The sequence below is a fragment of the Cryobacterium levicorallinum genome (genome assembly GCF_004402405.1).
GTDB classification, from domain to species: Bacteria; Actinomycetota; Actinomycetes; order Actinomycetales; family Microbacteriaceae; genus Cryobacterium; species Cryobacterium levicorallinum.
Map to the genome: position 1 here is coordinate 18112 of NZ_SOFE01000027.1, position 16633 is coordinate 34744.

At 63.7% G+C, this 16633-nt stretch carries 16 protein-coding genes and 2 riboswitches; of the genes, 3 read left to right on the forward strand and 13 right to left on the reverse strand.

Annotated elements, in window-relative coordinates:
• Nucleotides 1-108: 108 nt before the first annotated feature.
• From E3O11_RS15330 to E3O11_RS15335, 3 genes are all read right to left on the reverse strand, one after another.
• Nucleotides 109-642, reverse strand: a complete 534-nt coding sequence (locus tag E3O11_RS15330) for an ABC transporter ATP-binding protein (RefSeq protein ID WP_134495622.1) — start codon at nt 640-642, stop codon at nt 109-111.
• A 110-nt stretch (nt 643-752) separates the two neighbouring features.
• Complete coding sequence (locus E3O11_RS17750; RefSeq protein ID WP_166787603.1) at nt 753-923, reverse strand: hypothetical protein; 171 nt, start codon at nt 921-923, stop codon at nt 753-755.
• Nucleotides 924-995: 72 nt separating this feature from the next.
• Nucleotides 996-1175: a hypothetical protein gene (locus tag E3O11_RS15335; protein WP_092450289.1), complete on the reverse strand. Its 180-nt coding sequence runs from the start codon at nt 1173-1175 to the stop codon at nt 996-998.
• A gap of 65 nt (nt 1176-1240) precedes the next feature.
• On the opposite strand from E3O11_RS15335, the gene E3O11_RS15340 reads away from it, so the two are divergent.
• The gene (locus E3O11_RS15340; RefSeq protein ID WP_134495624.1) at nt 1241-1849 is read left to right on the forward strand and encodes a PH domain-containing protein; all 609 of its coding nucleotides are present in this window, start codon (nt 1241-1243) and stop codon (nt 1847-1849) included.
• A 440-nt stretch (nt 1850-2289) separates the two neighbouring features.
• On the opposite strand, the gene E3O11_RS15345 is transcribed toward E3O11_RS15340, so the two are convergent.
• The 4 genes from E3O11_RS15345 to E3O11_RS15360 form a co-directional block, all read right to left on the reverse strand.
• Nucleotides 2290-4038 (reverse strand): dipeptide ABC transporter ATP-binding protein, encoded by a 1749-nt coding sequence (locus tag E3O11_RS15345; protein WP_092450293.1) that lies wholly within the window; start codon nt 4036-4038, stop codon nt 2290-2292.
• Nucleotides 4035-4982, reverse strand: coding sequence for an ABC transporter permease (locus tag E3O11_RS15350; RefSeq protein ID WP_092450294.1), 948 nt, complete (start codon nt 4980-4982; stop codon nt 4035-4037). The genes E3O11_RS15345 and E3O11_RS15350 overlap by 4 nt, the downstream gene beginning before the upstream one ends.
• Complete coding sequence (locus tag E3O11_RS15355) at nt 4972-5901, reverse strand: ABC transporter permease (protein WP_092450296.1); 930 nt, start codon at nt 5899-5901, stop codon at nt 4972-4974. The genes E3O11_RS15350 and E3O11_RS15355 overlap by 11 nt, the downstream gene beginning before the upstream one ends.
• A gap of 152 nt (nt 5902-6053) precedes the next feature.
• Nucleotides 6054-7712 (reverse strand): peptide ABC transporter substrate-binding protein, encoded by a 1659-nt coding sequence (locus E3O11_RS15360; protein WP_233195116.1) that lies wholly within the window; start codon nt 7710-7712, stop codon nt 6054-6056.
• Between the two features lie 322 nt (nt 7713-8034).
• Here E3O11_RS15360 and E3O11_RS15365 point away from each other — a divergent pair, with 322 nt between their 5' ends.
• Complete coding sequence (locus E3O11_RS15365; RefSeq protein WP_092450299.1) at nt 8035-8826, forward strand: CPBP family intramembrane glutamic endopeptidase; 792 nt, start codon at nt 8035-8037, stop codon at nt 8824-8826.
• 9 nt (nt 8827-8835) lie between these two features.
• Here E3O11_RS15365 and gcvP read toward each other — a convergent pair whose 3' ends face one another.
• The 5 genes from gcvP to E3O11_RS15390 all read right to left on the reverse strand — a co-directional run bounded on the left by gcvP (nt 8836) and on the right by E3O11_RS15390 (nt 15096).
• Complete coding sequence (gene gcvP, locus E3O11_RS15370) at nt 8836-11736, reverse strand: aminomethyl-transferring glycine dehydrogenase (protein WP_092450301.1); 2901 nt, start codon at nt 11734-11736, stop codon at nt 8836-8838.
• Nucleotides 11737-11743: 7 nt separating this feature from the next.
• The gene (gene gcvH, locus E3O11_RS15375; RefSeq protein WP_092450303.1) at nt 11744-12130 is read right to left on the reverse strand and encodes a glycine cleavage system protein GcvH; all 387 of its coding nucleotides are present in this window, start codon (nt 12128-12130) and stop codon (nt 11744-11746) included.
• Nucleotides 12131-12156: 26 nt separating this feature from the next.
• Nucleotides 12157-13320, reverse strand: a complete 1164-nt coding sequence (gene gcvT / locus E3O11_RS15380; RefSeq protein WP_092450305.1) for a glycine cleavage system aminomethyltransferase GcvT — start codon at nt 13318-13320, stop codon at nt 12157-12159.
• 54 nt (nt 13321-13374) lie between these two features.
• Nucleotides 13375-13476, reverse strand: a riboswitch (glycine riboswitch).
• A 1-nt stretch (nt 13477) separates the two neighbouring features.
• Nucleotides 13478-13573: riboswitch (glycine riboswitch) on the reverse strand.
• 33 nt (nt 13574-13606) lie between these two features.
• Nucleotides 13607-14215: a DNA-3-methyladenine glycosylase I gene (locus tag E3O11_RS15385; RefSeq protein WP_092450450.1), complete on the reverse strand. Its 609-nt coding sequence runs from the start codon at nt 14213-14215 to the stop codon at nt 13607-13609.
• A gap of 281 nt (nt 14216-14496) precedes the next feature.
• Nucleotides 14497-15096: an LON peptidase substrate-binding domain-containing protein gene (locus tag E3O11_RS15390; protein WP_092450307.1), complete on the reverse strand. Its 600-nt coding sequence runs from the start codon at nt 15094-15096 to the stop codon at nt 14497-14499.
• Between the two features lie 174 nt (nt 15097-15270).
• Between E3O11_RS15390 and E3O11_RS15395 the strand changes: the two genes are divergently transcribed.
• Nucleotides 15271-15651 carry a LysR family transcriptional regulator gene (locus E3O11_RS15395; protein WP_092450309.1) on the forward strand — a complete coding sequence of 127 codons (381 nt, stop codon included), beginning with the start codon at nt 15271-15273 and terminating at the stop codon, nt 15649-15651.
• Between the two features lie 100 nt (nt 15652-15751).
• Here the strand turns inward: E3O11_RS15395 and E3O11_RS15400 are convergent, their stop codons facing one another.
• On the reverse strand, nt 15752-16570 hold the full coding sequence (locus tag E3O11_RS15400; protein WP_233195115.1) for a bacteriorhodopsin-like: 819 nt from the start codon (nt 16568-16570) through the stop codon (nt 15752-15754).
• Between the last annotated feature and the right edge of the window lie 63 nt (nt 16571-16633).

Genomic DNA, 16633 nt, shown 5'->3' on the forward strand with positions numbered 1-16633 from the left:
TTTTTGTCGCGCCGCCGCCCTGGTGGTGCTTCGACCCTAGGGCGGCTGTAGTACGCCAAACGAGCAAGGTACGAAACGTTACACACTGGTAACTCAAAAACACGCTTTCTATGAATTATTCTCATAAAGAAGACAAAATATCTGTATATTGCTCACAAGCGCTCCCGTTTTGCGGGCGCGCTGAGATATAATACAGGCCGGTTTAGCGTTGCAGTCGGCGAGGCTTACGAACAGTTCGCACTTTCTGCACACTCTGCGACGAAAACCGATTTCGTCGCAGAAGCTAGAACACGCTCCAGGCTTGACTACTCGTCGATCCCCGCAGCCAGCAACTCGCGACGCAGCTCCCGGCGGGCGCGCTGTTCGGTCGGATCGGGGAGCGGTCGCGAGCAGCCGCTGGGTGTACGGGTGTTTCGGGTAGCGCAGATTCTCGTCTCGAGTGCCGGTTTTCACGATGCGGCCGTGGTGCATTACGGCAATTCGATCGGCGAGCACGTCGATGACCGCGAGGTCGTGGGTAATGAACAGGCAGGCGAAGTCCACCGGCTTCTGCAGCGACTGTATGAGTTGGAACACGTGAGCATGCACTGACACGTCGAGGGCGGTCGTGGGTTCGTCGGCGATGAGCAACTGCGGGTCCATAGGAGACGGATTAAGCGATCATGGCACGCTGACGTTGTCCACCGCTCAATCGGTGGGGGTAGGAGTTGAACGCCATCAGCAGATTAAGCTGTTCGACCATGTCGAGCAGCTCATGCGCGCGTCTTGGACTGCGAGGGGGATATGCCGAAGTGGGCACGCAGGGTCTCGATGATCTGAAACCCGATCGTGTCGACCGAGTTGAGCGCCGTCATCGGTTCCTGAAAGATCATCGCTATCTGGCCGCCGTGCACCGTGTGTATCTGAACGGGCTTCAGTTCCATGAGCTCACGGCTGTTGAGCTTGACGCTGCCAAAGATGCGGTTGTTTTCGGGGAGCAGGTCGAGAATACTCGTCTAGCTGGCGCTCTTTCCCGAGTCTGACCTGCCAACGATGGCGAACACGTTGCCCCGCTCGATCGAATAGTTCAGGCTGAGCGCGGCCGGCACCCAAACGTTATCGACGCCGAAGTGCACGGTGAGGTCGGTGACCTGCAGCACACGGCGAGACAACGTGGTCGTCGCCTCGTCGGCCATGAAATCCTGCCTTCATCGAAGCTGCTCGTGCGGTGGGTGCAATCAAAATCTGGCAGCATGGCTGCATGCCTGTCGCTTCCGACCCGAATGTTTTCTACTCGCGGTTCAACCGCATCATCGCCACCATCTTTGCCACGGTTGCCGCGCTCAGCGCGCTCAGTCTGTTCCTGCTGCCCACCACATCGAACCGCTGGCTCGCCGTTCCGGCCCTGTTCGTCATGCTGTTCGTCTGGGAGGTGCTTTGGCGCCCCGACTTGCAAGTGAGCGACGATGTCGTGATTATTCGCAATCCGCTGCGCACCATCGTGGTGCCGTGGGAGGCGCTCGTGCACGTCGACACCAAGTTCGCACTCACCCTTTACACGCCGGGGCACAAGTTCGCGGTCTACTGCGCCCCGGCGCCCGGCCGGAGCCAGACCAGCGCCGGACGTCATCAGACCATTGACCCGGTACCCTACGTCAGCGGCCCGCCGCGGCTCGGCGACCTGCTTGGAAGTGAGTCCGGCCAGGCGGCGCAACTGGTGCGCTCGCGCTGGGACGCGTTGCAGCGTAGCGGCCAGGTAGACAACGGCCTCGCAGCCCAGACCCCCGTTGCGGTCGTCTGGGCATGGGGGCGCTGCGGCGTGCTGGTGGCGGGCGCTGCGGCATCCGTTCTGGCGATATTTCTTGCCTAGCCTCTGGGAACAACGGGGTCGTGTCGAGGCCTGAGGTGCTGTCGCCGATCTCAAAGTATTGGGTGCCGGTGGTCACACGCACGGTGTCCGGGCCTGTCGTCGCGCTGTCATAGTATCCGGATCCGCTCGCCCAGGCAGAAATCATGTCATCCACTGTGAAAGGTTCGCCGTGCTGCGGCCGCAGGTCAAGCGCGATTAGCTAGGGCCAGAAAGAAGATCTATCATTTTTGCCAAAGAAATACCCGAACCGTTATGAAATTGCACCATTTTTTATCGTTCCAGTCGCGCATTCTGCACAAATCCCGCGTCTGCTCCGTGAGAACGAAGCGTTTCGTTCGTTTGGGGACACCCAACCACAAGATGCCATACGCGGCAGTCGGTCGGCGAAATGCCCGGCCGGAATAATTACCGGTCGGGCCTGGATTGCAGTAAGCGTTCGGCTATCGCCCGAACTCAAAGTTCGCTCCGGGGATTGCCGCCAGCAGTTCCTGCGTGTAGATCTCCCGCGGGTTGTCAAACACGTCGTCGGTCGACGAGGCTTCGACGATTCGTCCCTTCTGCATGACGCAGACATTGTCGGCGACCAGGCGCACGACAGCGAGGTCGTGCGTGATGAACAGATACGTCAGACCCAGGTCCGTCTGCAACTCGGTAAGCAGGTTCAGGATCTGACCCTGCACAAGCACATCGAGTGCGGAGACGGCTTCGTCGAGCACGAGCACGTCGGGCTTCAATGCCAAAGCTCGCGCGATCGCGATGCGCTGACGCTGGCCACCGGAGAGTTCGCTCGGGTATCTAAACTGGGTCGATGCGGGCAGGGACACCTGATCGAGCAGCTGCAGCACACGCTTCTGCCGCTCCCGCTTGGTGCCAACCTTGTGCGCGAGCAGCGGCTCGGCGATGGTGTTTCCCACGTTGTACTGCGGGTCGAGCGAACCGTACGGGTCTTGGAACACGGGCTGCACGCGGCGGCGGAAGTTCAGCAGCTCGCGCCCCTTCAAGCCAGCGACGTCGCGCCCCTCGAATTCAATCCGCCCGCTGGTGAGGCCCTCTAGCTGCAGAATGAGCTTGGCCACGGTGGACTTGCCGGAACCGGACTCCCCCACGATCGCCGTGGTGGTGCCCTTCTTCACCCCGAACGATACGTCGTTCACAGCGAGAAGCTCGTCGAAACGCAATCCGGACTTACGAATGCGATACATCTTGGTGATGCCCTCGACCGAGATGAGGTCCTTGCCCGAGGCTGCAAGTTCACGGTCTGTAGCACGCTGAATCAGCGCGGTGTCCGTGCCTCCAGCCGAGAAGATTTCGGTCGCCGGGCCATCCTCGTTCTTCTTGGCCTGAATGCGACGCGAGGCGAGGCTCGGCGCGGCCGCCACCAGACGCTGGGTGTACGGGTGCTGCGGGTTGGCGAGGATCTCCTGCGACGGGCCCGATTCGACGATCTTGCCCTTGTACATCACGACGAGCTGCTCGGCCCGCTCCGCGGCGAGACCGAGGTCGTGAGTAATAAACAGGACGCTGGTGCCGTAATCCCGGGTGAGGGTGGCCAGGTGGTCGAGAATCTGGCGCTGCACGGTGACGTCGAGCGCACTGGTCGGCTCGTCGGCGATGAGCAGTTTCGGCCGGGCCGACAGTCCGATACCGATGAGCACACGCTGACGCATGCCGCCGGAGAATTGGTGCGGGTATTGCTTGAGCCGGTCAGCGGCATCCGCCAGACCCGCCTCTTGCAGCACTTCAATGGTGCGCGCCCTCAGGGGCTTGCCGCGAAGTCCGCTGTTGGCCTTGATGGCTTCGGACACCTGAAAACCGATGTTCCACACCGGGTTGAGGTTGCTCATCGGGTCCTGCGGAACGTAGCCGATCTCGCGGCCGCGCACGGCCTGCATGTCGGTGGCGTTCAGAATGGTCAGGTCGCGACCCTCGAACAGGATCTGCCCGCCGGTCACCTGGCCGGTGCCGGCCAACAGTTTAATGATCGCTTGGGCCGTCGTGGTCTTGCCCGAACCGGACTCCCCCACGATTGCGAGGGTCTGGCCGGGGTAGAGCGTGAAGCTGACGCCGCGCACGGCGGGCACGATGCCGCGCTGGGTGCGGAAGCCGACCTCGAGATCGCGGATCTCCAAGAGCGGTTCGGAGTCGGCGGAAGGAGTCTGGTTCACGGTTTCGGTCACTAACTGGGTCATCGGCGTGCCCTCGCCTGGGGGTCGAGCGCGTCGCGGAGCACGTCACCGAGCATGAGGAACGCCAGCACGGTCAGGGAGAGCGCGATCGAGGGATACAGCAGCACCTGCGGGCTCGTACGAATGGATGTCTGCGCTTCGCCGATATCGCGTCCCCACGACATTGTGCCCGGCCCGAGGCCGATACCGAGGAACGAGAGCGTGGCTTCGGCAACGATGAACGTGCCGAGTGAGACCGTCGCGATGACGATCACGGGGGCGATGGCGTTGGGAACCACGTGGCGCACCAGAATCTTGAACTTGGACACGCCGAGTGCGACCGACGCCACCACGTAGTCCGAGTTTCGCGCGGTCAGCACGGCGCCGCGCATGATGCGGGCGACCTGCGGCCAGGCGAAGATCGAGATGACGAGCGCGATGACCACCGGGGTACGGTCGGGCAGCACCGAGAGCAGCACGATGGCGCCGAGCACGGTCGGAACGGCGAAGAAGATGTCGCCGATGCGAGAGACGATGGCGTCGAGGAAACCGCCGTAGTAGCCGGCGAGGGCACCGACGATGAGGCCGAACAGAGTCACGATCGCCGCAGCCAACATGCCGACGGTTACCGAGGCGCTGGTGCCGAAGATGATTCGGGCATAGACGTCGCAGCCCTGGAAGGTGAAGCCGAGCGGATGCCCCGACTGCGGCCCCCCGTTGCTGTCCGACAGCTGGCACTGGGTCGGCGACACCGACGAGAACCATCCGGGAACCAGCGCCACCAAGACGATGAGCAGGATGAGTCCGGAGGAAATCCAGAAGGCGGGCCGACGACGCATCGCGTCCCAGGCATCCGCCCAGGTGCTGCGCGCTTTCGCGGTCTCGTCGAGGTGGTCGATGGCCACGAGCGGGGTGTCTTCGAGCGCTGCAACAAAGTGCGGCTGCGCGCCCTGGTTCTTACTTGGCATAACGGATCCTTGGGTCCAGAGCTGCGTACAGCAGATCGACGAGCAGGTTGGCGAGCACGAAGATCACCACCATGACGGCGATGAACGACACCACGGTCGGTCCTTCGCCGAGGCGAATGGCCTTGAAGACGGTTCCACCGACCCCGTTGATATTGAAGATTCCCTCGGTGACGATGGCACCGACCATGAGCGAGCCGATGTCGACACCGAGAAAGGTGATCACTGGTACGAGCGAGTTGCGCAGCACGTGCACGGTCACAACGCGGGGGCGGGACAGCCCCTTCGCTGTGGCGGTGCGCACAAAGTCGGCGTTGAGGTTGTCGGACACGCTGGCCCGGGTGAGGCGCACAATATAGGCAAACGAAACGGATGCCAGCACCAGCGCTGGCAAAATCAGTTCGTCAAGCGGTGCTGCTCCACTGACCGTGGTGCGGGCCCAGCCCAGTTGCACGCCGAAGACGAACTGCAGCACGAAGCCGATCACGAAGGTCGGCACGCTGATCAGCAGCAGGCTCACGACGAGGGCGCTGGCATCGAAAAGCTTGCCCTTGCGGAGCCCGGCAATGAGGCCGACGAGGATGCCGAAGAAGGCTTCGAAGGCGAGAGCGAGCATGGCCAGTCGGGCCGTGATCGGGAACGCGGAGGCCATTACATCGGAGACGGAGCGACCGGAATAGGTCGTTCCGAGGTCACCTTGGAAGAAGTTTCCAATGTAGAGCAGGTATTGCACAAAAAACGGCTTGTCGAGGTTGTACTCGGCGCGAATTTGGGCAATAACGGCGTCCGACGGGGGACGTTCGCCGTAGAGGGCAGCGATGGGATCTCCGGGCAAGGAGAACACCATGAAGTAGATGAGAAACGTGGCGCCGAAGAACACGGGGATCATCTGGAGCAGACGTTTGCCGGTATACCAGAGCATCAGCTACCCGTCGGCGCAGTTGACACGGTGCTGATTGGCACGGGTGAAGTCGAGTGCATGAAAGATTCGCAATCATTAAGGGGAACTCGAGAGGCCCGGGGAATGACCCCCGGGCCTCTCGTAACGACGAACGAGGAACTAGGAACGAACTATTAGTTCTTGGTGATTGCGTGGTAGAGCGGCACGGAATCCCAGCCGAACTCAACGTTGCTCACCGTGTCGGACCAGACACCGGAGGTGTTCTGGTACCACAGAGGGATGGTCGGGAGGTCCTGCAGCAGGACTTCCTGAGCCTCGACGTACTTGGCGGTGGCTTCTTCAACGCTGGATGCCGCGGCGCCTTCCTTCAGGAGCGTGTCGAATGCCTCGCTGCTGTAGCCCTCGTAGTTCGAACCGGCACCGGTCTGGTACAGCGGCGCAAGGAAGTTGTACAGCGACGGGTAGTCGGCCTGCCATCCGGCGCGAGTAGCACCGGTCAGTGCCTGAGCGTCACGGTCTTCAAGTGCAGCGCCGAAGGTCGGGTACGGCTTGCCGACTGCGTCGATGCCGAGGGTGTTCTTGACGCTGTTGACGACGGCGTCGACCCAGACCTGGTGGGGTCCGTCGGCGTTGTACGCGATGTCAAAGGTGCCGGTGTACGGCGAGATGGCATCGGCTTCGGCCCAGAGTGCGACGGCCTCTTCGGGGTTGAATTCGAGCACTTCGGAACCCGCGAGGGAATCGGAGTAGCCATCGATAACCGGGGAGGTGAAGTCGGTGGCGGGGGTGCGGGTGTTCTGGAAGACGACGTCGGTGATCTCGGCGCGGTCAATGGCCATGGAGACGGCGGCGCGACGCAGCTTGCCCTCATCGCCGGACCAGTGCTCGAGGTAGTACGGCATGTTGAAGGCCTGGAATACCGCGGCGGGCTCGTTGATGAAGGTATCCGGGAAGTCCGACTCGTAGCTCGCGAGGGCGGATTCGGGGATGGCATCGAGCACGTCGAGGTCGCCGCCCTGCACGGCCGCGTAAGCGGCATCGAAGGAGGCATAGAAGATGATGGTTAATCCATCATTGGCGGGGGTGCGCACACCCGCGTAGTCGGGGTTGGTGACGAGTTCGATCTGCACCTCGTGCTCCCAGGCGTTCTCGCTCGCGAGCTCGTACGGGCCGTTGCCGATCGGGTTCTGACCAAAGGCATCCATGTCTTCGAAAGCAACCTCGGGCAGCGGCGAGTAGGCCGTGTAGCCGAGGCGGAGCGGCCAGTCGGCCTCGGTTCCGGCGAGCTCCACGGTGAACGTGGTGTCGTCGACGACCGTCAGGCCAGACATGGTCTCGGCGAGCGGCGAGGCAACGCGAAGAACGTTGCCGTCCTCGTCGGTCGCGCCGGTCGGGTCGTCGATCATGTTGGAGACGTCGGAGTAGCCGACGATGTTGTCGAAGAAGTAGGAGGAACCCTGGGCGTTGGTGGACAGCGCGCCATAGTTCCAGGCATCAACGAAGGACGATGCCGTGACGGGCTCGTCGTTGGTGAAAGTCCAGCCGTCGTTCAGCGTGACGGTCCAGGTCGTGGCGTCGTCGGACTCGATCGACTCGGCGACCTCGTTCTGAATCTCGCCGTCCGCCGAGTACGAGACCAGACCGGCGAAGATGGACGTGATGATCTTTCCGCCGCCCACCTCGGTGGTGTTGGTCGGGATCAGCGACATCTGCGGTTCGCTGCCGTTCGTCGTGATGATCGCGGTGCCGTCAGCCGATGTCGTTGATTCTCCAGCGCAACCCGAGAGCACGAGGGCTCCGGTCGAGGCGAGAGCGATGGCAACAATGCCCATTCTCCTGATTTTCAATTTTTGCTCCTATGCACAAAAGGGCGCCTGACACAGCTCTTGACCGTGGCACGCGCCAATAGAGTCAACCCAATTTTGACCGCGAAAGAACCGGCTCAATATTGGGGGGTTGTTACGACCCTAGTTTGTTACTAATCCAGATTGGGCAATACGATGAAAAATTTTACAGACGCGCAATCTATCTGACAACTATTGAGCGTCACACACTGTCATTTTGCACATATGTTGCGGGGCGGGTTTCGAACGGATGCTTCCCCCGCGATCGCGACGCGAGCGTCTGCGGATGCCGGGGTGGCAGGATAGGGCCATGCCGCCAGCATCCGCCCCGCACCGTTCCCGGCTCGGAAATTCACCGTTGTATTGGGAGATCGGCATAGTGCTCGCGCTGTCGCTCGGGGCGTCGGCCGTTTACTCGATCGTGTCGATCGTGGCCCGGCTCACCGATGTAACACCGCTCGCCGACCAGTCAGCGACGATCAACGGCTCGCAGTCGCCGCGGGAGTGGCTCGACTTCACCTACCAGTTTCTCGGCATCGCGTTCGGTCTCGCAGCGGTAGCGCTGGTGCTGTTTCTGCTCTGGAAGCCCGGGCAGAACCCGTTCACCCGGCTCGGCTTCGACCTGACCCGGCCAGGTAAGGACGTACTCGGCGGGTTCGGGCTGCTGCTCGTGATCGGTATTCCGGGGCTCGCGCTCTACCTGGCCGGGCGCGCCTTCGGCTTTACCGTGGCCGTCGTGCCCTCACCGCTCGACACGTTCTGGTGGACCATCCCCATTCTCGTGTTCGCCGCACTGAAGGCGGCGCTGGTCGAGGAGATCATCGTGGTCGGCTACCTGTTCACCCGGCTGCGTGAGCTCGGCTGGTCGACCTGGACGATCATTCTGAGCTCAGCCGTGCTGCGTGGCAGCTACCACCTGTACCAGGGCGTCGGACCGTTCTTCGGCAACGTGGCCATGGGAGTCGTGTTCGGCTGGTGCTACACCCGCTGGGGGCGCACCATGCCGCTCGTGGTGACGCACTGGCTGCTCGACATTCTCTCGTTCGTCGGGTACCCGCTCGCGCTGGCCTGGTGGCCGGGACTGCTCGCCCCGGCCAGCTAGCCCCGTCCCCTACTCGAAGGCTTCGGGCGGCGGGCAGGCGCAGACCAGGTTGCGGTCGCCGTAGGCGTTGTCGATGCGGCGCACCGGCGGCCAGTATTTGTTGCGCACGAGCGACGCCAGCGGATACACCGCCGTTGCCCGGTCGTAGGGATGCTCCCACTCCCCCTCGATCACGGACTGCGCGGTGTGCGGAGCGTTGTGCAGGGGGTTGTCGTCGGCGGGCCAGCGGCCGGCGGCGACGGCATCCGCTTCAGCCTTGATCGCGATCATGGCGTCGCAGAAGCGGTCGATTTCGCCGAGGTCTTCACTCTCGGTGGGCTCGACCATGAGCGTGCCGGCGACCGGAAAACTCATCGTCGGCGAGTGGAAGCCGTAGTCGACGAGGCGTTTGGCCACGTCGTCCACGCTGATCCCCGTGGCCGCGGTGAGCGGACGCAGGTCGAGGATGCACTCGTGCGCGACCAGGCCGTTTTCGCCGGAATAGAGAAGCGGGTAGCTGTTCTCCAGGCGCTTGGCGACGTAATTGGCGGCGAGCACTGCGGCACCGGTGGCCTGCTTGAGGCCATCGATGCCCATCATGCGCACATACGCCCAGGAGATGGGCAGGATGCTCGGGCTGCCGTAGGGCGCAGCCGAGACCGGTCCGCCGGCGTGCACGACGGTGGCCGAGGCTCCCCCGCTGCCGAGCAGGTAATGCTCGTCACTCTGGGCAAGCGGATGCCCCGGCAGGAACGCCGCGAGGTGCGCCTTGGCCGCAACCGGACCGACACCCGGACCGCCGCCGCCGTGCGGGATGCAGAAGGTCTTGTGCAGGTTCAGGTGCGAGACGTCGCCGCCGAAATCGCCGTACCGGGCGAATCCGAGCAGCGCGTTGAGGTTGGCGCCGTCGACGTAAACCTGGCCACCGGCCGCGTGCACGGCCGCACAAATGGTGGCGACCTCGTGCTCATACACGCCGTGGGTGGACGGGTAGGTGATCATGAGCGCGGCCAGATCGGCCGCGTGCTCGGCGATCTTGGCGTGCAGATCGGCGAGGTCAACGTTGCCGAGCTCGTCGCAGGCCACGACCACGACACGCATGCCGGCCAGGGCAGCGGATGCCGCATTGGTGCCGTGCGCACTCGACGGGATCAGGCAGACCGTGCGGGCACTCTCCCCATTGGACTGGTGGTAGCCACGAATGGCGAGCAGCCCGGCCAGTTCGCCCTGGCTGCCGGCGTTCGGCTGGAGCGACACAGAATCGTAACCGGTGACATCCGTGAGCCAGGTTTCGAGCTGGCGCACCAGGTGCAGGTAGCCCTCGACGTCGGCGCGCGGTGCGAATGGGTGGATTCCGGCGAATTCGGGCCAGCTGACGGCCTCCATCTCGCTCGCCGCGTTGAGCTTCATGGTGCAGGAGCCGAGCGGGATCATGCCGCGGTCGAGCGCATAATCGTAGTCGGCGAGGCGCTTGAGGTAACGCATCATGCTGGTCTCGGAGCGGTGCGTGTTGAACACCGGGTGGGTGAGAAAATCGCTGGTGCGATCGAGATCGGTCGGCAGCCCGTGCTGCACGGCGTCGAAGTCGACGTGGCCGAATGCCGAGCGGCCGCCGAACGCTCCGACGATATAAGAGAGGTCGGCAAGCGTGGTGGTCTCATCCACCGACACGCTGATGATGTTCTCATCGACCTGGTGCAGGTTGTAGCCGCTCGCGGCTGCCTTCGCGACGACCTCGGCGGCGCCCGCCGGCACGTTGATCTGGAACGTGTCAAAGAACGCGTCGGTGAGCACGTCGACGTCGATCGCGCGCAGGGCGGCGACGAGGGCACCGGCCCGCTCGTGCACCCGGGTGGCGATCGTTTTCAGGCCCTCGGGCCCGTGATAGACGGCATACATGCCGGCCATGACGGCGAGCAGCACCTGGGCGGTGCAGATGTTCGAGGTGGCTTTGTCGCGGCGAATGTGCTGTTCGCGTACCTGCAGGGCGAGGCGGTAGGCGGGGTGGCCGGTGGCGTCCACGCTCACTCCCACCAGGCGGCCGGGCAACTGGCGTTCGAGTCCCTTGCGCACGGCCATGTAGCCGGCGTGCGGTCCGCCGAAGCCCATCGGCACACCGAAGCGCTGGCTGGTGCCGACGGCGACGTCGGCGCCGAGGTCGCCGGGCGACTTCAGCAGGGTGAGGGCGAGCAGGTCAGCGGCCACAACGGCGAGCGCCTTGTGTTCGTGCGCCAGGTCGATGACGGTCTGCGGGTTCCAGATGCGACCGGAGCCGGACGGGTACTGCACGAAGACACCGAAATAGTCGCCGAGATCCTCGGCCGTGGTCTGCTCGCTCAGGTCAACCTGGGCGAGTTCGATGCCGAGTACGGCGGCGCGATTGGCGAGCAGCGCGTGCGTCTGGGGGAAGGCATCCGTGTCAACGATGAAGCGGCGCGAGCCCGACTTGGACGCGCGCAGGGCGAGCAGCATGCCCTCGACGACGGCCGTTGACTCGTCGAGCATCGACGCGTTGGCCGTGGTCAGCCCGGTGAGGTCGGCGATCATGGTCTGAAAATTGATCAGGGCCTCGAGCCGGCCCTGCGAGATTTCCGGCTGGTACGGCGTGTAGGCGGTGTACCAGCTGGGGTTTTCGAACACGTTGCGCTTGATCACGGCGGGCGTGAACGTATCGTAGTAGCCCTGGCCGATCATCGAGCGTTTGACCGTGTTGCGGCCGGCGAGGGCGCGCAACTCCGCGACGGCTTCGCTCTCGGTTGCGGCGGGCGGCAGGGCACTGTCGCCGTCCTGCCGAAACAGGTCGGCGTGGATCGATGCCGGCATGGCGGCGGAGACGAGGTGTTCCACCGAGTCGTAGCCGAGCGTGGCGAGCATGTGGGACTGGGCGTCGACATCCGTTCCGATGTGACGCTGAGTGAAAGCCTGGCTCATAGTGCGTCTACTCCCCGATCAGGGCGGAATACTCGGCAAAGCTGAGCAGCGTGGGGAGAGTCTCGAATTCGACCTTGATCAGCCAGCCCGCGCCGAAGGGGTCGCTGTTGACCAGTTCGGGGCTGTCCACGACGGCGTCGTTGGTTTCTGTGACGGTGCCGTTGACCGGAGCGAACAGTTCACCGACCGACTTGGTCGATTCAATTTCGCCGACGACCGTGCCGCTGGCGACGGTGCTGCCGACGCCCGGCAGTTCGACGAAAACGACGTCACCGAGCTTTTCGGCGGCATACGCGGTGATGCCGACGGTCGCGACGCTGCCGTCGACTAAAACCCATTCGTGCTCGGCGGTGTATTGAAGTTCGGACGGCTGAAGCGAAGATGTGTTTGTCATGGGATTGCCTTTCGCAGGGTGAGGGTCTACTTGACGCGCTTATAGAAGGGGAGCGAGGTGACGGTCGCCGGAATGCGGGTACCCCGTACGTCGACGTAGACCTCGGTGCCGAGACGGGCGAGGTCGGGGCTGACGTAGGCCATGGCGATCGGGTAACCGAGGGTCGGCGACAGGGCGCCGCTGGTGATGACGCCGTCGGCGTTTTCCGCATCGACGCTGCGGAAGATCTCGTAGTCCGCGCGTCCGGCACGCTTGCCAGCGGCAATCAGACCGACCAAAACGGATGCGCCAGCCTCCGGCCCCGCAACGCTGGCCGCTCGGCCGACGAAGTCGTTCTCCTTCTTCAGGTTGACGACGCGGCCGAGTCCGGCCTGGACCGGGAAGGTGTTGAGGGTCAATTCGTGACCGTAGAGTGGCATGCCAGCCTCGAGGCGGAGGGTATCGCGGCTGGCCAGCCCAGCCGGCACCAGGCCGCGGTCGGCGCCGGCGACCACGAGTGCGTCCCAGAGCTCACGGGCCTGGTCGGCCGCGAGGTAGAGCTCGAAACCGTCTTCACCGGTGTACCCGGTGCGGGCGACCAGCAGCGGCTGGCCACGGAAGAAGGCATCCGTGATTCGGTAATACTTCATGAACAGCAGGTCGGTGCCGACGTCGGTGACGCCGCCGGTGGCGCGCAGAATGGCGAGGGCGTTCGGACCCTGCACGGCGATCAGCGCGTAGTCGTCGCTCTGGTCAACGACGCTCACGTCGAAGCCTTCGGCACGGGCGAGCAACGCGTCGAACGCGGCGAATCTGTTGCCGGCGTTGGCCACAACCAGAAACTTGGTTTCATCGAGGCGGTAGACGACGAGATCGTCGATGATGCCGCCGTTCTCGGCCAGCAGCAGGCTGTACTTGGCCTGCCAGAGTTCGATACCCGAGAGCTCGCCGGCCAGCGCGTAGTCGAGGTAGGCGGCGGCATCCGTGCCTTCGACCAGAATTTCGGCCATGTGGGACAGGTCAAACAGGCCGGCCGCGTTGCGCACGGCGTGGTGCTCGGCGAGATCGCTGGAGTAGCGCACCGGCATCTGCCAGCCAGCGAAGTCGGTGAAGCTGGCATCGGCATCGACGTGCGCCTGGTGCAGAGGGGAGAAGCGTTCGGTATTTCGTGAATCGGTGGAGTCGGGGGTGCTGGAATCGGCCGTGGTCATGAGTTCTCCGGGTCACAGGATGGTGTGCACGGCTCGTTTGAGCCGCGTGGGAACTCCCCCTCTGTCGCTCGTGCCTGAGAGCTTCACCAGCGCGCGGGCGCTGACTTTCACCGTGGGCGAGATTGTCAGGCACGCACAATCTACTTTTCAGAGTGGCCAGTTCGATGCGGTACGAGTACCTGAGAGATTGTCGGGGAGGATTGCTCCTTCGGTGTTCGCACGCTGTCGCGCCGAACTCTCCCGCACCGTCCATATAGCCCGATATTCAGTTGTGGTAGCGCTCAGCCTAGCCCCACACTCCGCTGCTTCCGCGTCGATGGCTGTCCAGCAGGTGGGTATCGATCATGCCGATCGCCTCCATCAGGGCGAACATCGTGGTCGGTCCGACGAAGACGAAGCCGACCTTCTTGAGGGCTTTCGCGAGCGAAACGGATGCCTCGGAGCTGGTCGGCACGTCGGCCTGCGTTCGCGGCTGCGGGGTTTCGTTCGGCTGGAACCCCCAGACGAAGTCGACCAGTCCGCCCTGCTCGCGCAGCGCGACGGTGGCCTGGGCGTTGGTGATCGTCGCGCGAATCTTGAGGCGGTTGCGTACGATCGCCGCGTCGCTCAGCAGGCGTTCGACGTCGTCCTCGTCGAAGGCAGCGACCCGGTCGGGGTCGAAGTCGGCGAATGCCGCACGAAAACCGGGGCGCTTGCGCAGAATGATCGCCCAGGACAGCCCGGATTGGAACGCCTCGAGGCTGATGCGCTCGAACAGGGCGTGTTCAAAGCGCACCGGAATACCCCACTCGGTGTCGTAGTAGTCGCGGAGCATCGGGTCGACCGCAGCCCACCGGGGTCGGGCGAGGCCGTCGGGACCGACGATGGCGCCGGAGGCTGGTGGGATTTCTGTCATCCAGTCCATTAGAACACCGCTCGCCACAGGCGGCGGCCGAGGTGAGCAAGAGGACTAAAGTCGCAGCCAGAGCCCAGGAGACGTCTTCAATGCGCTCGGTAATCAGAGTGCGAGCCTGGAGTGGCTGCACACCCTGAGTCCGTACTTCTGGGCGTTCGGTGACAGCCCGCTGAGCACCGGGGCGAACGTGACGACGATCGTCGTGTTCTACGCCGTCTCGCTCCTACTGGCGGCGACGGCAGCCATCGCCCTGCGCCAACGCGACATCGGCGTGTGAGTCACTAAGCCCAGGTCGCGGCCGCGGCCTGGGTCAGCTCGATGATGTTGTCGAGCAGTGCTTCCATGGTGGGCGAGCGCAGCAGCACGATCTGATCGAGCGGTCCGACCGGGGCGATCGCGGCGAGCTGCCAGGCGGCGGCGGTCGGGTCGTGCGAGAGCGCGACATCGGGCGACCACTCCTGGTCGCTGAACTCGCTCGCGAGTGACAGGGTGCGGCGCACAAGTTGCTCGGCCTGTTCGCGGCGCGGCAGCAGCGCATCGTCCCATTCCAGGTCGGGTAGTGCACGAACCGTCGCGAGCGGATGCGGGTCCTCCGGCATCCACTCGGTCACCTCGATTCTGCGCTCACCCTGCACCACCAGCCCGAGATAACCCTCCGGGGCTTCGAGCTGAGTAACCCGGGCGACGGTGCCGACGCTGAACCGACGTTCGCCGCCGCCCACTTCCTGGCCGCGTTCGATCAGCACGATGCCGAATTCGGCCGGCTCGGCATCGAGCACCCGGGCCAGCATCACGAGGTAGCGTTCCTCGAACACGCGCAGTTGCAGCGGCATGTAGGGGAACAGCACGGATCCCAGAGGGAACATCGGCAAGGTCGTCATACACCCAGCGAACCACGTTGACGCCGCCGCGCCTAGCCCCAGGCACGTGTTCGCGGTGAACACTCGTTGGGTGCAGCGGTGGAACATCCGTGCGTGCAGCGGTGGGTTCGGTCGGTTTCGGCGCGTAGCCTAGAAGGGCTGCTCGCCTCCCGCGCAGCGAACGAGAGGCTTTACGTGGACATCACCCTGCTGGCACATTTCGTGGCCGCCGCTGAGGCACCCGATTTCGCCCGCGCCGCGCAGACACTCGGCGTCTCCCGCGACACCCTCAGCGCCTCGGTAAAGCGAGTCGAAGCCGAACTCGGCTATGCATTGTTCGATCGTGCCGCCGAGAGCACTACGCTCACTGAGATCGGGGCTGCCTTCCTGGACGACGCCCGCCTCGAGTTGACTGAGGCCGCCGCGCGCGGCGCGCAGGCCGGCGGCGGTTCCGGCGGTTCGCGCCGGTCAGGCGGTTCAGGCGGCGGCGGTAAGGCCAAAGCCAACAAGGGCAAGGGCCGTGCCCCCGCGGTGAAGGGCCAGCCGAAGCTAGGGAAGAAGCGCCAGTCGCGCTGATTCGCGACGCTTTTTTGGCAATGCACGTGGCGGCCAAAACGGGACCCGCAGGACCGATTACCGGTCTGGCAGGTCCCGTTCATATCGACGGCTTCGTCGACTACTTCCGCCGATTCTGAACGAGAGGCTGCTTGAGGCTCGTCGCCTCCTCCAGAGTCAGTTCGACCTCGGCAAAGGCCTGGTCATCTGAGAAGGACTTCATCCGCGCGATCCGGAAGATGATCAGGCCGTACAGACATTTGGCCAGGATATCTGCTACGGAGTAGCCGATCTGGAGTCCGACCCATGCGTCGGACCCGTCGATACCCAGTCCGGGCAGCAGGTAGGCAATCGGGTAGACGCCCCACGTTGCCAGCAGGAGCAGTCGCAGCAGGCTGATGGTCTTACGCACCGTCGCGGGTTGGCGGTCGAGCGACTTGGTCAGTTCAACGAAGAGCACGTAGAGGATATAAGCGAAGGGAAGAGAAGAGAGCAGACCGAAGATGCCACGGGTGAGATTGTCCGACGCCATTTCGCCGGGGTAGCCCAAGGCAATCATCAGGGCAGCAGCAGGAATGAGCCGGGTGAGCAGGCTGCTCTGCACCTTCCGGGCCAGCGCCAGAACTGCCACGAGTTCAAGGAGAAGCAGCGGAACCGTCAGCAGCCAGTCAACGTAGCGGTATCCCTCATTGAACGACGCTCCCGCGACCTGAACATAATCACCGCGGCCGCCGACCGCCTCGGTCACGAAAGCTTCCGTGAACGAGTTAAAGATGCGGAAATAATGGTACGCCGCGATGCCACAAACGATCGCCGCGACAGTCAATGCCTGACGATATCGCGGCAATACGCGCGGAAGGCTGATGACCAGAAAGATAGAGGTGAAAAGCTGCGAGGCAATGACGAGGGAGAAAATATTGTAGATGGTGTCGTACTGCACTTGGGTTAGTGAATCAGGTATCAAAATAGCCTCTGATGCTCGAGAATCGCTGACGGTACGGGA